Raw genomic sequence first — 20,193 nt, forward strand, 5'->3', positions numbered from 1 at the left:
AAACCTGTTCCGGCAGCGGTCAACTGTGCGCGTGCAGCGGACGTCCCGACAGCGCCATCATCGCCTCACCGAGTGCCTCGTTCTGCGTGGGGTGAGCATGCACGAAACTCCCGACTTCTGATGGCAGTGCTTCCCATGCCACGGCGAGTTGTGCCTCGCCGATCAGCTCGCCCACGCGGTCGCCGACGAGGTGAACACCGACAACCGGGCCGTCGTCACGGGCTCGAATCACTTTGACTCCGCCGGCGGTGGACAGGATGCGGCTCTTGCCGTTGCCGCCGAGGTCGTAGACAACGGAGGTCACTGTGCCGTATTTCTGCTCCGCGGCCTTTTCGGTGAGTCCCACCGACGCGACCTCCGGGTGTGAATAGGTCACGCGCGGAATGAGATCGCCGTCGATGCGTGCCGGTGCGAGGCCGGCGATGTGCTCGGCGACGAACATGCCGTGCTGAAATCCGCGGTGTGCCAACTGATATCCCGCCACGATGTCGCCGACGGCATAGACGCCGTCCACGGTGGTGAGCAGATTGTCGTCGACGCTTACGAAGCCGCGTTCGGTGGCGATGCCCTGCTCGATCAGGCCGAGGCCGTCGGTGCGGGGTCCGCGTCCGACGGACACCAGGACGAGGTCGGCCGAGAGGGTGTCCCCGGACGACAGTGACACAGAGACTGCGTCGGGAGATTCGGTGACGGACTCGACCTTGGTCCCGGTACGAATGTCGATGCCGCGCTTGCGTAATGCCTTGGTCAACTGCTTCGAGGACCATTCGTCTTCGCCGGGAACGATGCGATCGAGCGCCTCGACAACGGTGACCTTCGCACCGAACGATGCCCAGATACTGGCGAACTCGATACCGATCACACCGCCGCCGAGCACGACGACCGACTCCGGAACCCGATCGAGTGCCATCGCCCCGTCGCTGGTGAGCACGCGAGGTCCCAGTTCGATACCGGGGATGGTGCGTGAATACGACCCGGTGGCGAGAACCAGCGAGGCCCCGGTGATGCGTCGACCCTCCACCTCGACGGTGCGAGGACCGACCACCTGGCCACTACCGGACACGATTTCGATGCCCGGACGCTTCAGCAATCCCTGCAGACCTGCGTACAGGCCGGCGACCACGCTGCGCTGATAGCCCAGTGCCGCGGGCATGTCCACACCAGTGAACGATGCGGTGACGCCGACATGCGCCGAGCCGCGCACCGCGTCGGCAACCTCGGCGGTGTGCAACAGGGCCTTGGTGGGGATGCATCCGCGATGCAGACAGGTGCCACCGAGCTTGTCTTCCTCGACGAGCGCGACCGTCAGGCCGAGTTGTTCGGCACGCAGGGCGCACGAATAGCCGCCCGACCCTCCACCAAGAATGAGAACGTCCACGTCGCTCATCGGACTGATCCCAATGCCACGACGGGGTTCTCGACAAAATCGGCAACGGTGCGCAGGAACCCGCCAGCCACTCCGCCGTCGCACACGCGGTGATCGAACGCCAACGACAGCTGCGCGACTTTGCGCACGGCCAATTGGCCGTCGACCACCCACGGACGGTCGATGATGCGGCCGATGCCCAGGATCGCGGCCTCGGGATGATTGATGATCGCGGCCGAGCCGTCGACCCCGAACACCCCGTAGTTGTTGAGGGTGAACGTTCCGCCGCTCAGCCGTGCTGCGGGCAGTGAGCCGGTCCGTGCGAGTTCGGTCAGCTCGGCCAGCCGTTCGGACAGTTCCTTCAGGTCGGCCTTGTCGGCCTGCGGCACAACGGGAACCATCAGTCCACGGTCGGTCTGCGCGGCGATGCCGAGTCCGACGTTCTCGTAACGCAGGATCTCGCCTGCAGCGGTGTCGACCGTGCTGTTGAGCTCCGGGAACTTGGCCAGCGCGACCATGGTGAGCTTCGCGAGGACCGCCAGCAGCGTCACCTTGACGCCGTCTATGGAGGCATCGAGGTCGCGTCGGGCCTGCAGCAGAGCCGTCGCGTCGACGTCGACCCAGACGGTGGCCTCAGGAATTTCCGAACGGCTGCGAGAGAGCTTGTCTGCGATGGTCTTACGAATACCGGTGATGGGTATTCGCGTGACGCCCTCCGGCGAGGAAGCAACCGTCGAACTTGCCAAAGCTCGCTCGACGTCTGCACGAGTGATGACGCCGTGGCTGCCTTCTGCGTCGATACTGCCCAGATCGAGCCCACCCTTCAACGCTATGCTCCGAACGATGGGGGAGAGCACCTTCGGCGCATGTGAGTGGAAATTCGTAGCCTGGGTCGAGTTTCCGCTCACCTGCGGCGCAGCCGCTCTCTGCTGCGGCGGAGCCGCACTCCGCTTGCGACGACCGGTCGGGCCGTGTCCTGTGCCGTAGCCGATGAGCACATTGCCCGAGCCTGCGCGTTCTTCCTCGCGGTACCGCTCATGGGCGGCAGGCGTATCGGCGATAGCGCCGCCGGTGATGCTGATCAGCGGCGCGCCGACGGCCAGTGAAGTGCCCTCGGCCGCATGCAGTTCGCCGACCACACCCTCGAAGGGACACGGCACCTCGACGGACGCTTTTGCAGTTTCGACCTCGACGACGACCTGATCGATGGTGACGGTATCGCCGGGCTTGACCTTCCACTCGACGATCTCGGCCTCGGTCAGTCCCTCACCGAGATCGGGGAGCAGGAACACCTGCATGCTCATACCGTGACCGCCTTGCTGAGATCGGGAGCATCGTTCCACTGCAGCCGGTCCATCGCGTCGAGTACGCGGTCTGCGGACGGCAGGTGGAAGTGCTCGAGTTTCGGTGCCGGGTAGGGAATATCGAGTCCGGCAACGCGGAGTACAGGGGCGTGCAGGTGATGGAAGCAGCGCTCGGATACGCGTGAGGCGATCTCGGCAGCGACGCCGGCGAAGCCCTGCGCCTCCTGAATCACGATGCAGCGTCCGGTCTTACGAACCGAGGCCGCGACGGTCTCGTCGTCGAACGGATTGAGCGATCGCAGATCGATCACCTCGACGCTCCGGCCGTCCTCGGCCGCGAATTCCGCGGCCTGCATGGCGACCGACACGGTGGGTCCGTAGGCGAGAAGCGTGACGTCGGTACCGCCTCTGCGTACGACCGCCGTGCCGATCGGCTCGGTGTTTCCCAATTCGATGTCGTCCTTGGAGAAGTACAGCCGCTTCGGTTCGAGAAAGATCACCGGATCGGGATCCGCGATGGCGTCACGCATCAGTGAGTACGCGTCGGCTACGGTGGACGGGGAGACGACCTTCAGCCCCGGGGTGTGGGCGTAGTAGGCCTCGGACGAGTCGCAGTGGTGCTCGACGCCGCCGATGCCGCCCGCGAACGGGATGCGAATGACCATCGGGGCGGTGAGCGAGCCACGAGTTCTGTTGCGCAGCTTGGCCACATGGGACACGATCTGCTCGAATGCCGGGTAGGCGAACGCGTCGAACTGCATCTCGACGACGGGCTTGTAGCCCGACATCGCCATCCCGATCGCGAATCCGACGATGCCCGACTCCGCGAGCGGGGTGTCGAAGCAGCGGTCGTCACCGAAGTCGCGGGTCAGTCCGTCGGTGACGCGAAAGACGCCGCCGAGCGTGCCGACGTCCTCGCCGAAAACAACGACCCTTTCGTCCTCGGTCAACGCATCGCGGAGGGCGGCGTTGAGGGCTCCGGCCATGGTGATCGTGGTCATGACAGTTCTCCTGCTGCGATTTCGGCGGCGACCTGATTGCGCTGGTCGGTCAGGCCGGGGGTAGGGGAGGAGTAGACGAACCGGAACAGATCGTTGGGGTCGACGTCCTGCTCGACGTTCATGCCGGCGCGCAAGGCTGCAGCGTCGGCGTCGGCGGATACCGTCATCTGCTCGCGGAGCTCGTCGGTGAGGATTCCTCGGCCCTCGAGGTAGGAGTCCAAGCGTGAGAGCGGATCTCGGGCCAACCATCCTTCGACCTCGTCGGCCTTGCGGTAGCGGGTGGCGTCGTCGGCATTGGTGTGGGCGTCCATGCGGTAGGTGTGCGCCTCGACGACCACCGGTCCTTTGCCCGCGCGGACGTACTTCACTGCCTCGTCCATGACGGCCATCATCGCGACGGGGTCGTTGCCGTCGACCTGTTCGCTACCGATGCCGTAGCCGACGCCCTTGTGCGACAACGACGGAGCCGCGCTCTGACGCGCGAGCGGAACGCTGATCGCAAAACCATTGTTCTGGACCAGGAAGATGACCGGGGCCCGGAAGACGGCGGCGAAGTTCAGGGCCTCGTGGAAGTCGCCCTCGCTGGTTGCGCCGTCTCCGCAGAATGCCAGGGCGATGGTGTCTCGTCCCTGCTTGGCCTCGGCGTACGCGAAACCGGTCGCGTGCAGCAATTGTGTTGCCAGCGGTGTGCATTGGGGAGCGACCTTGTAGGCGGTCGGGTCGTAACCACAGTGCCAGTAGCCTGCGAGCATACCGAGCAACTCCACCTGGTCGACGCCTCGCGCCGCGAGAGCCATCGAGTCCCGGTACGTCGGGAACATCCAGTCCTGCTCACCCAGGCAGAGGGCTGCGGCGATCTGGCAGGCTTCCTGTCCACGCGAGGAGGGATAGACCGCGAGCCGGCCCTGCTTGGTCAATGCCGTTGCCTGCTGGTCGAATCGGCGACCGTGCACCATCGAGCGATACATCTCCAGCAGCCGTTCGTCGGACGGGCGCGCATACCGTGCGGCGCTGTCGACGCCTGTCCCGTCGGGTGCGAGATACTGCACGGGACGGTCGGCGGGCATGAACTGTTGATAGGACGTTGCCGGAACCTTCTCGACGGTCGTCATGGCGCACTCTCCTGAAATCGGCTTGTACGGCGATTCTGGCCGATTCAGTGAGGAAGAAGTCCTACGGTCGTAGAATTGCAGACATATGGCTACCGATCCTCGCGTACACCAGCGATATGTCCGATCAGTGCATAGAACGACCAGGTAGGAGCGGACGAATGGACGACGTCTCGAGGCGTGTGGAGCTGGACGACACCGATCGGCGCATCCTCACCGAGTTGACCGCCGACGGTCGGGTCTCGATGCGGGTACTGGCCGATCGATTGAATCTCTCTCGTGCACATACGTATACGCGTGTCGATCGGTTGAAGGACTCGGGGGTCATCGAGCGGTTCACCGTTCAGGTCGACCATGCGGCGTCAGGGCTGGGGACCTCTGCGTTCATTGCGCTGTCCATCCGGCAAGATTCGTGGCGGACCGTGTCCGAGGGTTTGCGTGCAATGGAATTCGTCGACCATTTCAGTTTGCTCGGTGGCGATTTCGACGTCTTGGTGCTCATCAGGACTCCCGACAACGAGAGTTTGCGGCAGGTGGTGCTGGAGGGTTTGCAATCACTCGACGGAGTCCGCGCGACTCGCACGTGGCTGATCTTCGACGAGGACCGAGGCGGTCTGGGACGCACGACGCCGCCCACCGAACGTTGACGGTGGGCGGCGTCGAACAGATCACGAGTCAGAAGTTGCCGCGAGCGTCCTGCTCACGCTCGATGGCCTCGAACAAGGCCTTGAAGTTGCCGATGCCGAAGCCGAGCGAGCCATGGCGTTCGATCAGCTCGAAGAACACCGTCGGGCGATCGACCAGAGGCTTGGTGAAGATCTGCAGCAGATACCCGTCCTCGTCTCGGTCCACGAGAATTCCACGCTTCTGCAGTTCTTCGATCGGTACCCGGACGTTGCCGATGCGGGCCCGCAGATCCGGGTCCTCGTAGTACGAATCGGGGGTGGCGAGAAATTCGACGCCCGCTGCGCGCAGGGCATCGACCGAAGACAGGATGTCGTTGGTCGCGAGCGCCAGATGCTGTGCGCCCGGGCCTCGATAGAAGTCGAGGTACTCGTCGATCTGCGATCGCTTCTTGGCGACGGCCGGCTCGTTCAGCGGGAACTTCACGCGGTGGTTGCCGTTGGAGACGACCTTGCTCATCAACGCCGAGTAGTCGGTTGCGATGTCGGCTCCGACGAACTCGGCCATGTTCGTGAATCCCATGACGCGGTGATAGAAGTCCACCCACTCGTCCATCTTGCCGAACTCCACGTTGCCCACCACGTGATCGAGGGCCTGAAAGATCCGCTTGGGAGCGCCTACCGGTCGCTGCAGTGTCGACGTCCGCGGCACGTAGCCGGGGAGGTATGCGCCGGTGTACCGGGATCGGTCGACCAACGTGTGCCGGGTGTCGCCGTAGGTGGCGATGGTCGCAGTCCGCACCGTGCCGTGCTCGTCGGAGATATCGGTTGGTTCCTGCAGTACTCGCGCGCCCTGCGCCCGCGCATGCTCGATGCACCGATCCACATCCGGGACGGCCAGCGAGATGTCGATGACGCCGTCGCCGTGGCGGGTGTGGTGCGCCACCAGGTCGCTGTCAGGATCGACGGCTCCCGTGATGACGAATCGCACTGCGCCCGACTTGAGTACGTACGCGTGGTGGTCGCGCTGACCTGTCGTCGGGCCGGAGTACGCCACCAATTCCATGCCGAAGGCGGACTGGAAGAAGTGCGTGGTCTGCGTCGCGTTGCCGACGACCCACACGATGGCGTCCCAGCCGCTGACCGGAAAGGGGTCGCGTTTGTCGTCGTACTCGACCAGGCCGACGAGCTGTCGGAGCTGATCGGCGTCGAGGTCGGCCAATCTTTCGTCGTCGTTGAGAATGCTGTCGAGGCTCATTGAATCTCCCTGTTGCCGAGCTGGCGTCGTGTCGACCAGTTGTTCCGTCGAGCAAAACATCTGGCGGATAGGTCGTCAATCGACCTCGCTTCTACTGTCTCAGCTGTACGGATAGCGCAGACAATCCCTCGTTCTGCTATACGATATGTCTAGAAAATACGATGACCACCGAGGTGCACGATGGAACCGACGCTCGACAAGCTGGACCGCGCGATACTCGCTGCGCTGCAGGACAATTCGAGAATCGGGGTGCTCGAGCTGTCACGGAACCTCGGGGTGGCACGGGCGACGGTGACAGCGAGGCTGCAACGGCTGGAGGACAGCGGCGTCATCACCGGCTATCGACCTCGAATCGGTTTGGCTGCAGCAGGTTACGGGGTCCAGGCATTCGTCACGTTGGAGATTGCACAAGGTGCGCTCGGCGACGTCGTCGCTACTCTCGAGCAGATCCCCGGCGTCCTGGAAGCCTTTGCCACCACGGGTGCCGGTGATGTGCTGTGCCGAGTCGCGGCTGCCTCACACGACGATCTGCAACGAACTCTGATCGTACTCAACCAGTCTCGTACGATCGCCCGGTCGACGAGTGTTGTGGTGCTTTCGGAACTGGTCGAGTTCCGAACGATGCCGCTGCTGAACACCGCGGAGACCGATCGAACGCCGAAAGCCCCTGCCTACCGACCCTCGCGGGAATGAGGGCGGTGAGCAGGGGCGTGTCGGTTCGCCGAGTCAGGTGACCGATGGTGCAACCACTGCCAGAAGCCAGACCGTCGGCGGGGCGAGCAGAACGACGAGTCCGCAGTACCCCAGCATCTTTCGCTGGAATCGGGCCTTGTCGTCCACTCGTGCTTCGGCCAGGACCATGACACCGTTGGTGGAGAACGGGCTGACGTCGACCACCGTCGCCGAGAAAGCAATGGCAGCAACGAATCCGATGGCACCCAGCTCACCGGCGGCGAGCATCGGTGCAGCGAGGGGTAGGGCGATACCGATGGTGCCGATCGACGATCCGAATGCCGAGATGATGGCCACCGCGTAGCAGAGGATCAGTGCCGTCAGCAGTGGTGAGCCGAGGGCCGACGCGGCGTCGCCGAGGAATCCCAGTGTGCCGTTCTGGGTCATGACCGTCATGTAGGTCTGGACGCCGCAGACCAGGACCACGGCGGGCCAGGCGATGTTGTCGACCACCTTGGGGTGGGTCTTGGGTGCCAACAGCAGCAGCACCACCGACACGCAGATCGCGCTGACGCCGATGTCGACACCCAAGGTGACCGACAGCAGGACCAGGGCGGCGATGCCGAGGAGCGTGAGGATACGCACTCGATTCAGAGGAACGGGCTGATCGGGAACCGTTGTGACCGAGGCAGCTTCGATGGGATCGGCCTCGACTTGCACTGCGGTGCCGCCACCGCTGCCCTCGGGCAACCCGGTGTGGCCCGGACGCGGTCCGGACGGCGTCGGCAGTCCGCCCGCCTGGTCGCGCAGGTCCTGAACGTCGAACGCACGCGTTCGATCTGTGATCAGGTCGCGGCCGAGAACGAGGAAGAGCACGAGAGCGATGAAGGTGTTGAGCACGAACGGGATGAGGAACAGGGCCAGCGGATGTGAGCCGACCCCGGTGGAATCCATCAGGCCGTTGACGAAAGCGCCGTACAGGTTGATCGGGGAGAAGCAGCACGCAAGAGCGCCGTGGCTCACGACCATGCCCATGAGGAAGGGATTGATGTTGTTGCGCTTGGCCAGTGGCATCGCGATCGGTGCCAGCATCCCGACGGCGAGAACGGAGCCGAGGGCCATCAGCAGCCCGGACAGCAGGAACATCATCCACAGAATGGCCCAGCGTCGCCCGCCCACCAGTCGGAGGGAACGATCGATGACGACGTCGATGGTTCCGTTGGCTTTGGCGATGGCGAACAGCAAGGTGATGCCGCCGACGATGATGAACGTACTACCGGGGAATGCGTCGATGATGTCGTCGATGGGGATGCCGGATATCGCGCCACCGATGAGGAAAGCGCCGGCGAAGGCGAGTAGACCCATGTTGATGGGAGTGATCGTCGCGACCGTGAAGATGGCGATGAGGGCGACGATCGAGATTGCGTAGACCATGGCTGGCCTTTCGGACGGAGGATGAGGTTGTGCCGCGGAGGAAGCGGCGATGCGCGGGCCGGAGCCCGCCTGATCACAGTGCGGAGGCGGGGGTGGGGAGAGGTAGGGCGCGATCGACCACTGCACGAGCGAGATCGGCAGCGACGGTGAGAGCGTCAGTGTCGATACCGGTGTCGATTCCGGCGCGATGGAACGTATCCACGAGCTGTTCGGTGGCCAGGTTTCCGTGCGCGCCCGGGGCGAAGGGACAACCGCCGTACCCGGCGAGTGCGCTGTCGAAGTATTCGATCTCGAGGTCGAGTACTGCACGTACCGCTGTGTCGAGGGCCTGATCGTGAGCGTTGTGCAGATGCAGGCTGATTGTCAACTCGGGCAACGCTGTTCGTACGGCGTCGACACCGGTCAGTACCTGGTCGGTGGTGGCGATCCCCAGCGTGTCGGCCAGACCGAGGCTCGATACACCGATGTCGGCCATGCGTTCACATACTTCGACGAGCCGCTCGGGCGTGATGACGCCGTCGAACGGGCACACGAATGCGGTACTGACCCCGCCGATGAATGTGCGGTCCGGATGCAGTGCGACAGTGGAACTCAGATCGCGCAAGGCGTCGTCGGGCGAGCGTCCAGCGTTGGCGCGGCTGTGGCTCTCGCTGGCGGACGTCACGATCTGGATCACGTCGATGTCCGTCTCGGCTGCCCGGTGGACACCGCGACTGTTCAAAGTCAGTGCACTGTAACGACTTCTGTCTCGGCGGGGTGCGAGTCTCACGACTTCCTCGGCGTCGGCCATCTGCGGCACCCGGGTGGCAGAGACGAACGACGCGATCTCGAGCGAGGTGATGCCCGACGCAAGGGTTGCATCGAGCACCGCCAGCTTGTCCGCGGTGGGGACGATGCACTTCTCGTCCTGCAGACCATCGCGGAGATAGACGTCGGTGATGTTGACGCGCGGCATTTCAGATCACCTTCCTGGCGCGGAGATCGTCGAGCTGCTCCTCGGTGAGACCGAGTGTGCGGCCGAGAACATCGTCGGTGTGCTCGCCCAGATCCGGGCCCGCCCACTTGACGGCGGTGGCGGTGTCGCCGAAGCGCGGAACCACTCCGGGAAAGCGCACTTCCTCGGTGCTGCCCTGTTCCACCGAGACTTTCAGAGGCTGCACCATGCCGCGGGCGACGAAGTGCTCGTCCTCGGCGATCTGGCCTGCGTCGAATACCTCTCCGACGGGAACGCCTGCACCACCGAGCTCGTCGACGACCACGGAGGTGGGGCGCGCCGATGTCCACGACGAGATCGCCTCGTCGAGCTCGGCCTCGCGCTGAGATCGCCTGTCGCCGTCGGCCAAGTCGGGGTCCGCGGCAAGGTCTGCTCGGCCGACCGCGGTCATGAGCCGGCCGAACACGCTGCTCGAGTTACCGGCGATCATGACGCTGCCGTCCTGGGATGGATAGATCCCGCTGGGGACCACGCCGGGAAGATTGCCCGCTGTGCGCTGGCGGACGGTGCCGTATGCGTCGAAGTCCGGGACCAGTGATTCCATGGCCATGAACACTGCTTCGTAGAGTGCGACGTCGGCGACCTTGGGCCGAGAATGATCTCCGCTGCGTTCTCGAGCGAGCAGCATCACCAGAGCGCCGACAGCTCCGTGGAGTCCGGCCAGGACGTCTCCGATGGGTGCGGCCGGGCGCACCGGGTCGCGATCTGCGTGCCCGGTGACGTGGCGAAGTCCGCCGAAAGCCTCTGCGACACCTCCGAATCCCGCGCGATCGCGATGGGGGCCGGTTTGACCGTAGCCCGAGATCCGCACCAGGACGACGTCGGGATTGACTGCCTGCAGACGATCGGGCCCGAGACCCCACCGCTCGAGTGTGCCGGGTCGAAAGTTCTCGACGACGACATCGGCGGTTTCGACCAGGCGCAGCGCCAGATCGCGGCCGTCGTCGGTTCGAAGGTCGAGGGTCACAGAATGCTTGTTGCGGGCAATGGTCCGAAACATCATGGAGGTGTCTCCGCGGCTTCGACGCCAGCCGCGGAGTTCGTCACCGACGCCGGGGCGTTCGATCTTGATGACTTCGGCACCGAAGTCGGCGAAAAGACGACTGGCGAACGGTGCGGCGATGAAGTTGCCCAGCTCGATCACACGGATTCCGTGCAATGGGCCGTTCTCGGTAGTGGTGGACACCGGTGGTCACTCCCTGCAGTTGGGTAGTAGGTCCGAGTGAAGATGTCAATTATCATTATTTGATAAACACATTATCTTCTGGTAGGAATGACCATAGTGCGCTGGATCACTGATGACAAGCACTGTGACGTGGATTCCAGAAATAGCTGTACCGATGGAAGGGAACAGGAACTCATGACCGATACGAGCTCAGGGTCGATGCTGCTCGCGCTCGAATGCGGATCTCCGAACGTCGAAGCGTCCGCATGGGTCGCCCCCACTGCGACGCTCGTCGGACGAGTGAATCTGGGGCCGGGCAGCAGTGTCTGGTATCGGGCCGTTCTCCGCGCCGACTCCGAGGAGATCACGGTCGGCAGTGGGTCCAATATTCAGGATGGCGTTGTCGCACATGTGGATCCGGGCTATCCGCTCGCGATCGGTGCGAACGTGAGTGTGGGACACAATGCCGTCCTGCATGGTTGCACCGTCGGCGACGGAACACTGGTCGGCATGGCTGCCGTCATCATGAACGGCGCAGTGGTGGGAGAGAGCTGCCTCGTTGCGGCGGGCGCGCTGGTGACCGAAGGCGCTCGTATTCCGCCCAGATCGTTGGTGGCGGGTGTCCCCGCCAAGGTTCGGCGGGAATTGACCGACGAGGAGGTCGAGCACTGCACGGCCAACGCGCTCACCTACCGCACCTTGGCCGGAGTCCACCGTGGTGCTCGGCGCTGCTGACGGCGTCGCGGATCGGTCCGACACCTATGCTGCGTAGTCAGTGTCGGTCAGGTCGCCGGTGCAGTGCCGGAATCGAAAACGGAGGTCGACAGCAGTGACGGACGGTAGCGCCGACACCACCACCGGGGTTCTGGCTCGGGCCGCAGTGATTCTCAACGCCGTCGAGGCGTGTCCGCGGACCACCGGCGACCTCGCCAAGATGCTGGGTCTGTCTGCATCGACGGTCTATCGGCTGGTCGGCGAGATGGTGCGGTACTCGATGCTGCGCCGGGACAACGACGGTCTTGTTCATCCCGGTGATCGCTTCGGTACGTCCACTCTCGGCGGACTCGCCGTGCCGATTCTCAGGCGTCTGCGGCAGGAGACCGGCGAATCCGCGCAGCTGTGGGTACTGCGGGGATCGCATCGGTTGTGTCTGGTGTCGGAGGATTCGGAGCACGAACTCCGGGCGTCCTTGCCCGCGGGGGCGCTACTTCCGCTCGGAGCGGGGTCGGCCGGTCACGTGTTGGCAGGCGACCTCGACGCCGACGCCGAGCGTCGGGCCCGCGGGTGGTGGGAATCGGCGTCGGAGCGAACCCCGGGCCTGACCTCGGTGAGTGCACCGGTCCGCCGAGACGAGCGCATCGTCGCCGCCGTCTGTGTCGCGGGTCCGATCGAGAGGGTGGCGACGTCGGCCGGCCTGCTGTGGGGGCAGGCCGTGCGCGACGCAGCGCTGGAGATCGAGAAATCTCTGGTCGTGCGATCCGAGTGGTAGCCAGTCGTTCAGGCCGGCGTGATCCGGCCCCGGACGTCACCGAAGCCGATGCGCGAACCGTTCGGCCCAGGAGCGCTCGCGGCAATGACGACCTCGTCGCCGTCCTCGAGGAAGGTGCGGGTCTCCGCGCCGAGTGACACCGGTTCCTTACCACCCCAGGTGAGTTCGATGAAGGCACCGCGCTGATCCTTCTCGGGTCCCGAGATGGTGCCCGAGGCGAACAGGTCACCGGTTCGGCTGGTTGCGCCGTTGACGGTCTCGTGCGCCAGCATCTGCGCCGGCGACCAGTACATCGCACTGTAGGGCGGGTGGGAAACGGCATGGCCGTTCCACGAGACCGTCAGATCGATGTCCAAAGCCCACGAACGAGATTCGCGGAGGTACTCGAGCGGCTCCGGATCCTGAACCGGCGTCGAGGTTCGCGCGTGTTCGAGCGCGAGCAGGGGAACCACCCACGGTGAGATGGACGTCGCAAAACTCTTGCCGAGATTCGGCCCCAGCGGCACGTACTCCCAGGCCTGGATGTCGCGAGCCGACCAGTCGTTGACGACGACGGCACCGAACACGTGCTCGGAGAACCGATCCGGCGGTATGGGCCCGTTGGACGGAACACCGACGACGAAGCCCATCTCGGCCTCGATATCCAGTCGCCGACTCGGACCGAACGTGGGCGACGCCTCGTCGGGTGCCTTGCGCTGACCGCACGGCCTCCTGACGTCGGTACCGGAGACGAACACCGTGCCGGCCCGGCCGTGATACGCAACGGGCAGGTGCTTCCAATTCGGTAGCAGCGGTTCGGCATCGGGGCGAAAGAGTCGACCGAGGTTGGACGCGTGGTGCTCGGAGGCGTAGAAGTCCACGTAGTCGGCCACCGCGAACGGCAGGTGCATCGTGACATCGGAAACGGATACGATTGCGTCCGTGGGGGTGGTGCCACTGATGAGCATGTCGGTGACGGACGTGCGCACCTCCACCCAGCGGGTGCGTCCACGGGACATGAACGCATTGAGGCTGGGCGAGGCGAAATCGGGATCGTCCACAGCTACGGAAAGATCGATCACGTTGTCGCCGTACCGAACTCCTACGCGTGCGTCGGTACCGGGAGTGCTGAAGATGCCATAGGGGAGGTTGTCGATTCCGAACTCGGAATCGGCGGGGATGTCGATGTGCGTCATGGACGGCGCTCCTGATGTACGGGGGTGGGGCTCACAGGGGTGGCACGAGGCCGAGGGCGACGAGATCGTCGAGGGGTTCGCGGACGCTGCAGGTACCGAAGGAGGCGAAAGCGCGTTGGCCCTCGATCCCGGCGACGAGCCCGGCGAGGACGTCTGCATCGCGGATCGCCAGTATCTTCTCGAGCTCGCCGACTCGCGCGCCGCTGTGGGCGGCCTGCGCCGCGAGGATCACGTTGAGGAAGCCGTGTTGCTCGAACCCGTTGTCGGGATCGGTGTTACGAGCCGCATGGTGCAAGCCCGCGGTGGCTTTGAAGTGGACCTCACGCTGCGCGGCCTCGTAGAGGGACGCGGCGAGCTCCTGCTCGTCCGGGTACAGGTCGGCCGTGACTCCGCCGGTTCTGAATTTGGCGCGATACCCGAACTCGTCGACTGCATCGAAGATGGCGTCTCGTCGGGCATCCCGGGGAATCTCGACGTAGATGTCGATGTCCTGAGTGATGGTGCGCAGGGCATCGATGTCGGTGCCGTCGGGGACTGCCACTTCGATGGCCACGACGGTCACCCCGGCCGTGCGGTCGGCGGCGCGTAGGCCGGCCTCGACACTGCCTGGTCCGGCAGGTGCGGTCAACGCCACCTCCATCCGAGCACCGAGGACGAGCTCGTTCACCCGGTCCATCGGAACGACCAACGGGCCGACGAGGTCTGCGAAAGAACTGCCCCGGTACTTGAGATGTTGTGCCGCAGCAACATCGAGCGGCGCATTGCCGGGAGGGAAAACAGCGGCATCGTCGCACAGGCGATGAAAGAACTTTGGAATCATCGGTTCGGTCCCCGGCCTGCCCAGGTCCACGCATACCCGGTGTCCTCGCACGCCAGCGCACCTTCGCCCAGTTCGAGCGGGCGGAACGTATCGACCATGACGGCCAGTTCGTCGAAGAACTCGGCACCGATACTGCGTTCGTAGGCACCGGGTTGCGGCCCGTGAGCGTGACCGCCTGGATGCACCGAGATCGAACCCTGGCCGATTCCGGAACCTTTGCGGGCCTCGTAGTCGCCGCCGACATAGAACATGATCTCGTCCGAGTCGACGTTGGAGTGGTAGTACGGCACCGGAATTGCCAGCGGGTGGTAGTCGACCTTGCGTGGAACGAAGTTGCAGATCACAAAATTGGAACCCTCGAACGCTTGGTGCGCGGGCGGTGGTTGATGCACGCGGCCGGTGATCGGTTCGTAGTCGGAGATGTTGAACGTGTACGGGTACAGGCAGCCGTCCCACCCCACCACGTCGAACGGATGCTGCGGGTAGACGTATCGGGTCCCGACGATCCCCGTCGAACCGCGGTGTTTGACAAGCACTTCCACGTCGGTTCCCTCGCCGAGCAGAGGCTCGCTGGGGCCGTGCAGATCGCGTTCACAGTAGGGAGCGTTCTCGAGCAACTGGCCGTACTTCGACAGGAACCGCTTCGGTGGCGCGATGTGACTGTTGGCTTCGATGGCGTACGCGCGAAGTGGACCGTGAGGAATCCAGCGGTGCGTCGTCGCGCGCGGAATGAGCACGTAGTCGCCCTGCTGCGCCTGCAGCGCGCCGAATACCGTTTCCACTGTGGCAGAGCCGGATTCGATGTAGACCATCTCGTCGCCGATCGAATTGCGATACAGCGGTGAGGTTTTCGATGCGACGACGTAGGACAGTCTGACGTCGGCGTTGCCGAGGACGAGTCGCCGGCCGGTGACGACGTCGGTGTCGGCGACGACGGAGTCCGGGAACAGCTCGTGCAACGTCAGGTGTCGCGGCTTCAGCGGATGGTTCGGCGTCGTCGATTGATCGGGAAGCTCCCAGACCGTGGCATCGACAATGGCCGAGGGAATGTGGCGGTGATAGAGGAGAGACGAGTCCGAGGAGAAGCCCTCTTCGCCCATCAGTTCCTCGAAGTAGAGGTTGCCCTCTGGAGTTCGATGCTGGGTGTGCCGCTTCGGCGGCACCGATCCGAGCTGGCGGTAATAGGCCACGTCGTCGCTCCTGGGTCGAGTTCACCGGATGTAGTAAATACATTAACTATTTCGACGTGATCTACGCAACCGTCAGTTCCGTCCGCGGACGTCGAACTGGCTTCGATTGGTGATCAGCTTGGTCAACAACATCACCAGAATCCGCTGCTCGGGCTCGGTGAGCGCGCTGGCCCACGCGTTCTCCCGCTCGTTCTGCTCGGCGAACGTCTCGATCATCTCTGCGTGACCACGCTCGGTGAGGGCCAGGCGAACCGAACGCCCGTCGGACTCGTCGGGGGTGCTGACGAGCAAACCGCCCGCGATCAGGGATTTTGACAGGTTCGATACGGTCGCGCGACTCATGCCGGTCAATTCGGCGGCCCGCTTCGGCTCGATCGGACCCGCCAGCCACGTGACGAACATCAGCCGGAACGACGACCATGACCAGCCTCGCGGGCGATGAACCGTCGACTCCAGGTCGTACGTGACGATGTTCGACGCCCGGTTGAGCGTCAGTAGAACCTCTGTGGCCAGCTGATGCTCGAAGCCGTACTTCCGGGCCAACGTGCTGTTGGCGGTCTCGATGAACGACCAGAAATCGGGCTCGGGTGAGTCGGTCACGGATTCACTGTAACCACGAAACCATCTGATCAACACCTTTATCATTTCGCTGGGCGCGATACGTGCCTCGTCCCGCAGGAGTCATGATGGACGCATGAGCTCGAAGAACCTGTTCGGCGGCCCCCGGACCCTGCTGATCGTGGCCGCGGTGGTCGTCGTGATCGCACTCGTCGCTGCCGCTGCAACGCTGATCGTCCGCGCCGTGCTCGGGCCGCCCGAGGGTGAGAACAAGTTCGAGATTCAGGGCTACGCCGTCGTGCAGGTCGATCCCCAGGTCAGCGACCTCGAGCTCGCCACACGTTAGCCGACTCCGCGGCGACCTGAGGGTCGTGCGTCTGCTGAAAGTTCCGCCCGCCGCGGGCGAAGGTGTGCAGCGTCGCGGCCGGTACCCGATGTTCGGGAACGGGCTCGTCGGTCCACTCGCAGTCACGTACGAAAGTCATGTTCGACGCCACCGCATCGGCGCTGTGGTCCTGGCGAAGCGGACCGGATATTCGGCCGAGGAAGTACTCGCCGCGCTCGGTACGCGTCCAGACCCAGGAGCCGTCCGCGACCTGCTCGAAGCGCTCTACCCGTCGTAGTGATCGTTCGTCGTCGGCCGCCATCCCGCAGAGTCCGAAGGTGAGGGCACGTTCGACACCCCCGGGCATCGGTGCGCGGTAGACGGCGTCCGGCATAGGGCCGAGCGTAGCGATGCTGGCCAGAATGCACGATCGATGCTAACTTGAAGGTTCAACTTAATCACTTCGAAGGACCTGCCATGCCACCTGTGATCAACCCGCCGGTCGCGGGCGCAGCGTTCGACGCGTTTCTCGCCGATGCCGCGCCCGCGAGCCGTTCGCAGAAACTGTGGACCCCGAGCGACGGGCCGATGCCCGCCCTCTACATCAGCCACGGCGCACCACCGGTCTTCGACGACGCCCTGTGGATGGACCAGCTGTTCACCTGGTCGCAGTCGATGCCCAAGCCGAAAGCGATCCTCATCGTCAGCGCGCACTGGGAAGAGGCACCGCTGAGTCTGTCCGCCTCGGGTGCCGCAACCCCATTGGTCTACGACTTCGGTGGATTCGCTCAGCGCTACTACTCGATGGAATATCGGACGCCCGACGCCGAGGAGCTGGCCGCACGCGTTGCCGCGGCCATTCCGGCGTCGGAGAACCTGCATCAGCACAACTCCCGCGGCCTCGACCACGGTGCCTGGGTTCCGCTGAAGGTCATGTACCCCTACGCCGATGTTCCCGTTCTGCAGTTGAGCCTGCCGACGCACGCTCCCGATCGGCTGATGGCGATCGGCGCCGCGTTGAAGGAACTTCGCGCCGAGGGAGTTTTGGTGATCGGTTCCGGGTTCATGACGCACGGTCTGCCGTTCCTGTCCCGGGAGAATTTCGCCACCAACACTGTGCCGACCTGGTCGGAGGACTTCGATCTCTGGGCGGCCGACGCGTTGTCGCGTGGTGACGTCGCGACTCTGGCGGACTTCCGTAGTGCTGCGCCGGGGATGCCGTACGCCCACCCCACCGTCGAACATTTCACGCCACTGTTCGTCACTCTGGGTGCCGCCGAGAACCCGGAAACTCCGGTGACCACCGCCATCACCGGCTTTCAATTCGGTTTGGCGAAGAGATCCTTCGCGGTCGCGTGATGTCGTAGGAGGGGCAGGCATGGCCGGCTGGAGATGGAATCGGTTCACTTCTGAATTCTTTTCGAACCGGGGATTGTTATCCACACCACTTCGCTCTACAGTTCTCAGCACCATCTCGGACATCGGTGTCCAAGATGGTCGGATGCGCTGTACGAACTGACGCCGGGCGCGCGTCCTACGGAGCCCGTCCTCCGGCGCGAAGGAGTACAGCCGTGTCTTCTGCTCGATCTTGGACGCTTCGGGTCGCAATCGGCCTGGTGACGGTCGTAGCCGCCATTGCGGCGACGACCAGTCCCGCTGCCGCTGCACCCGACGTCAGCGATCCGCCCGAGGTGGTGGTTCAGCCGCCTCTGGCACCGTTCACGTGGCCGACAATCCCGGAGTTCGACACCGGCTTCTACCGTCCTCCCGCCGACGTCGTGGCCGCGGCCGAACCAGGTCAAATCATCGCCGCTCGGCCCGTCGAGCTGGCCACTCTCAATGTCATCCCCGCACAGGTGGACGCCTGGCAGCTGTCGTTTCGGTCCAACAACGGACGCGACGAGCCGATAGCTGCGGTCACCACGGTCATCAAGCCCCGTGGCGTGCCCGCGGCACCGCGCCCGCTGATATCCATCCAATTGGCCGAGGATTCTCTCGCCGCCTACTGCGCGCCCTCGTATGCGATGCGAGCGGGGGCAATTCCCTGGCCGGTCACGGGCGCAGTGACGTCGGGTGCCCAATTCCTCGAGGTGCAGGCAGCGTTGGCTCAGGGCTGGGCGGTATCGGTACCCGACCATCAAGGTCCGAACAACTCGTTCGCCGCGGGGCCGGTCGCCGGTCGGATCACCCTCGACGGCATCCGAGCGGCCGAGAACTTCGCGCCGATGCAGTTGTCCGGGGAGGCCACCAAGGTGGGGATGAGCGGCTACTCCGGTGGCGCGATAGCCACCGGTCATGCAGCCGAGCTGGCCGGAAGCTACGCGCCCGAGCTCGATATCGTCGGCGTCACCGAGGGCGGAACCCCGGCTGAACTCGGGGCCCTGGTCGACAACGCGAACAACGCCCTCGGCTCCGGCATCGTCGCTGCCGGCATCATCGGTGCCAGCCGCGAAGATCCCGAGTTGGCCGACTTCATCGACCGGCACATCGATCCGCTCGGCCGAACTTTGTTCGCGGCCAAGGACAATCTCTGTGTCGGCTACTCGTCGGCGCTGCTCCCGTTCGTCAACCTGAAGGGTTTCCTGCATACCGACGGCGACCCGATTCAACAACCCGTGGTGAAGAAGGCCCTGTCCGCGATGCGACTCGGTGGCACCACCCCGAACATGCCGCTCTACGTCTACCACTCGAACCCGGATTGGCTGGTGCCGATCGGGCCGGTCAACGCGATGGTCGATTCGTACTGCAGCCGTCCCGGTGCCGATGTCACCTACACCCGTGACCATTTCAGCGAGCACATCACTCTGGAGCTGATTGCCTTTCCGAGCGCGGTGTTGTGGATGCGCGACCGGTTTGCCGGTGTTCCTGTGGAACCGGGTTGCCGAACGAACGATGTCGGCTCGATGGCGCTCGACACACGTGCACACCCGCTCTTCGTCGATGCCGTCGGCGAGATGATCGCCGGACTGTTCGGCAAGCCGATCGGGGCGTGACGGGCCCGATCGGCGTCAGGCCCGCTAGACAGTCACCGGCGGTAGACTCCGCCGGTGACTGTCGCCGACGATCAGGGCCGCATCTACGCCGGACAATCGTCCGCCGCGCGCAAAGCCGATCGACGCGCACGGTTTCTGCAGGCCGGGATCGAGGTCATCGGGGTGCGCGGATACGCAGCCACTTCGGTCGCCCATATCTGCACCGCGGCCGGTTTGGCGCGCAGTCAGTTCTACAGTGAGTTCGCCAACCGTGAGGCGCTGCTCGTGGATGTCTACGACCTGATCCAAGACGACGCGTTGGCTGCAGTCGTCGCCGCACTCGACGGGCAAGTCGACCGAGACCGACGCGCGCTGGTCGTCGCCGCGATGACCGCCTTGGTCGGATCGATCGGAGGTGACCCACGGCGAGCGCGGATTTCGTATCTGGAGATGCTGGGTGTCAGCGATGCCGTCGAACAGCACCGGACGCGCCGCCGTGCACAGTGGGTGGAATTCTTCGAGAACACCCTGCGCTCGGAAGTCGGTTCCGACTTCGTTCCACCGGGTGGATACCGTTTGGCTGCAACAGCATTCCTCGGAGCGCTCACCGAGATCGTCTCCGACTGGTCCCGTACCGCCCCGCCCCGGCCACCCATCGAGCTCATCGTCGAGACGATGGTCGCCGTGCTGGGAGCCTTCGTTCCCGACCTGAACTGAACTGCAGGGTGCCGCGCAATA

General features: G+C 64.5%; 21 protein-coding genes. 8 read left to right on the forward strand and 13 right to left on the reverse strand.

The features are described from left to right. Nucleotides 1-19: 19 nt before the first annotated feature. The 4 genes from lpdA to CH249_RS07695 are packed head-to-tail and all read right to left on the reverse strand — an operon-like array spanning nucleotide 20 to nucleotide 4,783. Nucleotides 20-1,387, reverse strand: a complete 1,368-nt coding sequence (lpdA, locus tag CH249_RS07680; RefSeq protein WP_094646557.1) for a dihydrolipoyl dehydrogenase — start codon at nucleotides 1,385-1,387, stop codon at nucleotides 20-22. Next, the gene (locus tag CH249_RS07685) at nucleotides 1,384-2,670 is read right to left on the reverse strand and encodes a dihydrolipoamide acetyltransferase family protein (protein WP_094646558.1); all 1,287 of its coding nucleotides are present in this window, start codon (nucleotides 2,668-2,670) and stop codon (nucleotides 1,384-1,386) included. The genes lpdA and CH249_RS07685 overlap by 4 nt, the downstream gene beginning before the upstream one ends. Next, entirely contained in the window at nucleotides 2,667-3,671 is a 1,005-nt protein-coding gene (locus tag CH249_RS07690; RefSeq protein ID WP_094646559.1) for an alpha-ketoacid dehydrogenase subunit beta, read from the reverse strand. The genes CH249_RS07685 and CH249_RS07690 overlap by 4 nt, the downstream gene beginning before the upstream one ends. Beyond that, a complete protein-coding gene (locus tag CH249_RS07695) occupies nucleotides 3,668-4,783 on the reverse strand; it encodes a thiamine pyrophosphate-dependent dehydrogenase E1 component subunit alpha (RefSeq protein WP_094646560.1) in 1,116 nt (371 codons plus the stop codon). Before CH249_RS07695 ends, CH249_RS07690 begins: the two co-directional genes overlap by 4 nt. A 158-nt stretch (nucleotides 4,784-4,941) precedes the next feature. Between CH249_RS07695 and CH249_RS07700 the strand changes: the two genes are divergently transcribed. Beyond that, nucleotides 4,942-5,427 carry an Lrp/AsnC family transcriptional regulator gene (locus CH249_RS07700; RefSeq protein ID WP_045198207.1) on the forward strand — a complete coding sequence of 162 codons (486 nt, stop codon included), beginning with the start codon at nucleotides 4,942-4,944 and terminating at the stop codon, nucleotides 5,425-5,427. A 28-nt stretch (nucleotides 5,428-5,455) separates the two neighbouring features. Here CH249_RS07700 and hppD read toward each other — a convergent pair whose 3' ends face one another. After that, a complete protein-coding gene (gene hppD / locus CH249_RS07705; protein ID WP_094681681.1) occupies nucleotides 5,456-6,661 on the reverse strand; it encodes a 4-hydroxyphenylpyruvate dioxygenase in 1,206 nt (401 codons plus the stop codon). A gap of 180 nt (nucleotides 6,662-6,841) precedes the next feature. Between hppD and CH249_RS07710 the strand changes: the two genes are divergently transcribed. After that, on the forward strand, nucleotides 6,842-7,354 hold the full coding sequence (locus CH249_RS07710) for an Lrp/AsnC family transcriptional regulator (protein ID WP_094681682.1): 513 nt from the start codon (nucleotides 6,842-6,844) through the stop codon (nucleotides 7,352-7,354). A gap of 33 nt (nucleotides 7,355-7,387) precedes the next feature. On the opposite strand, the gene CH249_RS07715 is transcribed toward CH249_RS07710, so the two are convergent. From CH249_RS07715 to CH249_RS07725, 3 genes are all read right to left on the reverse strand, one after another. Further along, complete coding sequence (locus CH249_RS07715) at nucleotides 7,388-8,767, reverse strand: SLC13 family permease (RefSeq protein ID WP_094681683.1); 1,380 nt, start codon at nucleotides 8,765-8,767, stop codon at nucleotides 7,388-7,390. Between the two features lie 73 nt (nucleotides 8,768-8,840). Next, nucleotides 8,841-9,722 carry a hydroxymethylglutaryl-CoA lyase gene (locus tag CH249_RS07720; protein WP_094681684.1) on the reverse strand — a complete coding sequence of 294 codons (882 nt, stop codon included), beginning with the start codon at nucleotides 9,720-9,722 and terminating at the stop codon, nucleotides 8,841-8,843. A gap of 1 nt (nucleotide 9,723) precedes the next feature. Further along, complete coding sequence (locus CH249_RS07725) at nucleotides 9,724-10,947, reverse strand: CaiB/BaiF CoA-transferase family protein (RefSeq protein WP_094681685.1); 1,224 nt, start codon at nucleotides 10,945-10,947, stop codon at nucleotides 9,724-9,726. Nucleotides 10,948-11,121: 174 nt separating this feature from the next. On the opposite strand from CH249_RS07725, the gene CH249_RS07730 reads away from it, so the two are divergent. Further along, entirely contained in the window at nucleotides 11,122-11,661 is a 540-nt protein-coding gene (locus tag CH249_RS07730; RefSeq protein ID WP_256981124.1) for a gamma carbonic anhydrase family protein, read from the forward strand. A 94-nt stretch (nucleotides 11,662-11,755) separates the two neighbouring features. Continuing rightward, complete coding sequence (locus CH249_RS07735) at nucleotides 11,756-12,415, forward strand: IclR family transcriptional regulator (RefSeq protein WP_256981125.1); 660 nt, start codon at nucleotides 11,756-11,758, stop codon at nucleotides 12,413-12,415. Nucleotides 12,416-12,423: 8 nt separating this feature from the next. On the opposite strand, the gene fahA is transcribed toward CH249_RS07735, so the two are convergent. The 4 genes from fahA to CH249_RS07755 form a co-directional block, all read right to left on the reverse strand. Then, on the reverse strand, nucleotides 12,424-13,590 hold the full coding sequence (gene fahA / locus CH249_RS07740; protein ID WP_094681686.1) for a fumarylacetoacetase: 1,167 nt from the start codon (nucleotides 13,588-13,590) through the stop codon (nucleotides 12,424-12,426). A 31-nt stretch (nucleotides 13,591-13,621) separates the two neighbouring features. Beyond that, on the reverse strand, nucleotides 13,622-14,410 hold the full coding sequence (locus CH249_RS07745; RefSeq protein ID WP_179273168.1) for a hypothetical protein: 789 nt from the start codon (nucleotides 14,408-14,410) through the stop codon (nucleotides 13,622-13,624). Continuing rightward, nucleotides 14,407-15,600: a homogentisate 1,2-dioxygenase gene (locus CH249_RS07750; protein WP_094681687.1), complete on the reverse strand. Its 1,194-nt coding sequence runs from the start codon at nucleotides 15,598-15,600 to the stop codon at nucleotides 14,407-14,409. The genes CH249_RS07745 and CH249_RS07750 overlap by 4 nt, the downstream gene beginning before the upstream one ends. Before the next feature lie 72 nt (nucleotides 15,601-15,672). Beyond that, nucleotides 15,673-16,245: a MarR family winged helix-turn-helix transcriptional regulator gene (locus tag CH249_RS07755; protein ID WP_094646568.1), complete on the reverse strand. Its 573-nt coding sequence runs from the start codon at nucleotides 16,243-16,245 to the stop codon at nucleotides 15,673-15,675. Between the two features lie 49 nt (nucleotides 16,246-16,294). On the opposite strand from CH249_RS07755, the gene CH249_RS07760 reads away from it, so the two are divergent. Then, nucleotides 16,295-16,504 (forward strand): hypothetical protein, encoded by a 210-nt coding sequence (locus CH249_RS07760; RefSeq protein ID WP_094646569.1) that lies wholly within the window; start codon nucleotides 16,295-16,297, stop codon nucleotides 16,502-16,504. Here the strand turns inward: CH249_RS07760 and CH249_RS07765 are convergent. Continuing rightward, nucleotides 16,476-16,877, reverse strand: a complete 402-nt coding sequence (locus CH249_RS07765; protein WP_094646570.1) for a hypothetical protein — start codon at nucleotides 16,875-16,877, stop codon at nucleotides 16,476-16,478. The genes CH249_RS07760 and CH249_RS07765 overlap by 29 nt on opposite strands. Before the next feature lie 83 nt (nucleotides 16,878-16,960). Between CH249_RS07765 and CH249_RS07770 the strand changes: the two genes are divergently transcribed. The 3 genes from CH249_RS07770 (at nucleotide 16,961) to CH249_RS07780 (ending at nucleotide 20,172) form a co-directional block, all read left to right on the forward strand. Then, nucleotides 16,961-17,842, forward strand: coding sequence for a dioxygenase (locus CH249_RS07770; protein WP_094681688.1), 882 nt, complete (start codon nucleotides 16,961-16,963; stop codon nucleotides 17,840-17,842). 212 nt (nucleotides 17,843-18,054) lie between these two features. Then, nucleotides 18,055-19,476 carry a lipase family protein gene (locus CH249_RS07775; protein WP_256988175.1) on the forward strand — a complete coding sequence of 474 codons (1,422 nt, stop codon included), beginning with the start codon at nucleotides 18,055-18,057 and terminating at the stop codon, nucleotides 19,474-19,476. 54 nt (nucleotides 19,477-19,530) lie between these two features. After that, entirely contained in the window at nucleotides 19,531-20,172 is a 642-nt protein-coding gene (locus CH249_RS07780) for a TetR/AcrR family transcriptional regulator (protein WP_032395380.1), read from the forward strand. Nucleotides 20,173-20,193: the final 21 nt, after the last annotated feature.

The sequence above is a fragment of the Rhodococcus sp. 05-2255-3B1 genome (assembly GCF_002258545.1).
Taxonomy (GTDB): Bacteria; Actinomycetota; Actinomycetes; order Mycobacteriales; family Mycobacteriaceae; genus Rhodococcoides.

Coding starts and splice junctions, on each gene's coding strand:
- lpdA (WP_094646557.1), bottom strand. CDS start 1,387: ATGAGCGACGTGGACGTTCTCATTCTTGGTGGAGGGTCGGGCGGCTAT.
- CH249_RS07685 (WP_094646558.1), bottom strand. CDS start 2,670: ATGAGCATGCAGGTGTTCCTGCTCCCCGATCTCGGTGAGGGACTGACC.
- CH249_RS07690 (WP_094646559.1), bottom strand. CDS start 3,671: ATGACCACGATCACCATGGCCGGAGCCCTCAACGCCGCCCTCCGCGAT.
- CH249_RS07695 (WP_094646560.1), bottom strand. CDS start 4,783: ATGACGACCGTCGAGAAGGTTCCGGCAACGTCCTATCAACAGTTCATG.
- CH249_RS07700 (WP_045198207.1), top strand. CDS start 4,942: ATGGACGACGTCTCGAGGCGTGTGGAGCTGGACGACACCGATCGGCGC.
- hppD (WP_094681681.1), bottom strand. CDS start 6,661: ATGAGCCTCGACAGCATTCTCAACGACGACGAAAGATTGGCCGACCTC.
- CH249_RS07710 (WP_094681682.1), top strand. CDS start 6,842: ATGGAACCGACGCTCGACAAGCTGGACCGCGCGATACTCGCTGCGCTG.
- CH249_RS07715 (WP_094681683.1), bottom strand. CDS start 8,767: ATGGTCTACGCAATCTCGATCGTCGCCCTCATCGCCATCTTCACGGTC.
- CH249_RS07720 (WP_094681684.1), bottom strand. CDS start 9,722: ATGCCGCGCGTCAACATCACCGACGTCTATCTCCGCGATGGTCTGCAG.
- CH249_RS07730 (WP_256981124.1), top strand. CDS start 11,122: ATGACCGATACGAGCTCAGGGTCGATGCTGCTCGCGCTCGAATGCGGA.
- fahA (WP_094681686.1), bottom strand. CDS start 13,590: ATGACGCACATCGACATCCCCGCCGATTCCGAGTTCGGAATCGACAAC.
- CH249_RS07745 (WP_179273168.1), bottom strand. CDS start 14,410: ATGATTCCAAAGTTCTTTCATCGCCTGTGCGACGATGCCGCTGTTTTC.
- CH249_RS07755 (WP_094646568.1), bottom strand. CDS start 16,245: ATGATAAAGGTGTTGATCAGATGGTTTCGTGGTTACAGTGAATCCGTG.
- CH249_RS07760 (WP_094646569.1), top strand. CDS start 16,295: ATGAGCTCGAAGAACCTGTTCGGCGGCCCCCGGACCCTGCTGATCGTG.
- CH249_RS07765 (WP_094646570.1), bottom strand. CDS start 16,877: ATGCCGGACGCCGTCTACCGCGCACCGATGCCCGGGGGTGTCGAACGT.
- CH249_RS07770 (WP_094681688.1), top strand. CDS start 16,961: ATGCCACCTGTGATCAACCCGCCGGTCGCGGGCGCAGCGTTCGACGCG.